3 protein-coding genes are annotated in these 1,558 nt (G+C 35.9%); all 3 read left to right on the top strand.

Features of this window, described 5'->3' with window-relative positions:
- Nucleotides 1-194, top strand: a 194-nt coding sequence (locus HNQ80_RS25755; protein ID WP_207727191.1) for a hypothetical protein, incomplete at its 5' end; no start/stop codon positions are given.
- Nucleotides 195-254: 60 nt separating this feature from the next.
- Nucleotides 255-1,217 carry an IS110 family RNA-guided transposase gene (locus HNQ80_RS25515; RefSeq protein WP_243183579.1) on the top strand — a complete coding sequence of 321 codons (963 nt, stop codon included), beginning with the start codon at nt 255-257 and terminating at the stop codon, nt 1,215-1,217.
- On the top strand, nt 1,211-1,501 hold the full coding sequence (locus tag HNQ80_RS26175; RefSeq protein ID WP_243183582.1) for a hypothetical protein: 291 nt from the start codon (nt 1,211-1,213) through the stop codon (nt 1,499-1,501). The genes HNQ80_RS25515 and HNQ80_RS26175 overlap by 7 nt, the downstream gene beginning before the upstream one ends.
- Nucleotides 1,502-1,558: the final 57 nt, after the last annotated feature.

A 1,558-nucleotide genomic window follows, 5' to 3' on the forward strand; every position in this document is an offset into this window, starting at 1 on the left:
TAGGAAACGCTCATGAAATTGAAATTTCACAAAGTATAATGAAAACTTTACATTTGCTTTTAAATCCTGCAAAAAATGCAATAATCCAAATAGCGAGGGATAAGATCGGCATAATTTCTGGTAGAATAACTCCGTCTAGGAAACTGATCATAACAATCATGAAGTACAAAGTATTGTGTCATGAGCACGTGTAGGAAAATTTTGATTCTGAAGATTGTTAATAACCTCGCGAATCTTTTGTAAAGGGTGAGCGTATGCAGGATATCTTAGAAGTTTGTGCAGGATTGGATGTCCATGAAAAAACTGTGGTTGCGTGTGTTTTAAATGGTAAACTAAACAAAGCTCCACAAAAAGAGATTGAAACATTTGGAACTACTACACAGGAACTCTTTCAGTTGCTTGAGTGGTTAGAAGTTAGGGGATGTACCCATGTGGTCATGGAAAGTACAGGCGTCTATTGGAAACCCGTGTGGAACATACTTGAAAGTGGCAGCTTTGAGTTGATTTTAGCCAATGCATATCAGATTAAGAATTTGCCTGGCAGAAAGACCGATATTAAAGATTCAGAATGGTTAGCCCAGCTTTTAAGAAGCGGTTTGATAAGTAAGAGTTTTGTTCCTTCTCAACCTATCAGAGAATTAAGAGATTTAACAAGATATCGCAAGAAGCTCCTTTATGAAGTAAACAAAGAAAAGAACAGGGTTCACAAAACCCTCCAAGATTGTAATATTAAAATCACAAGCTATCTTGCTGATATTTTTGGTGATACTGGCCGAAAAATTATTGAAAAGATTCTAGAAAAGAGAACAGTTACGGAGGGAGATCTGTACGTTATCTTAAGTGGTAGAGGAAAATCTAAACTTAAAGGAAAAGCAGGGGATCTTTTAAAAGCCCTGCAAGGGAAGGTAGAAGAACATCATGTTAGAATGATTCAGTATTGCTATGATCATATACTCTTCTTAGAAAAACAGATAGAGGGAATAGATGAAGAGATAGCACAATATATGAATGCCTATGAAGAAGAAGTGACTCTACTGGATAGCATTCCAGGAATTAATGAGACAGCGGCAGCTGTTATCATTGGAGAAATAGGGGCAGATATGAATCAGTTTCCCACAGATAAGCAATTGTCATCATGGGCTGGCTTAAGTCCTGGAAATAACGAGAGTGCTGGTAAAAAAAAAGAAGTAAAGTCGTTGAGGGAAACAAAATGCTAAAAAGTATCCTTTGTGAGTGTGCATGGGTTGCAAGCCATACAAAAGATACGAGACTTTCGATAACTTACTATAGATGGGTTAAGAGAATGGGCAAAAAGAAAGCAAACATTGCATTGGCAAATTTAATATTGAGGATTTGTTACCATGTTTTAAAACAACGCACGCCCTATGTGGAATTAGGAGATTACTATTTTACAAAACGAGAGATCGATAAAGAAAAAAGACTAATTAAAGAATTGCAAAAGAGAGGATATATTGTTCAAAAAGAAGAACAAGCAATTTAACGCAAATTAAATGGAATCATAACACTTGATTTAGCACATTTAGAGTAAATGGGCTTA

Origin of the sequence: Anaerosolibacter carboniphilus, assembly GCF_014205875.1 — a bacterium.
Classification (GTDB): Bacteria; Bacillota; Clostridia; order Peptostreptococcales; family Thermotaleaceae; genus Anaerosolibacter; species Anaerosolibacter carboniphilus.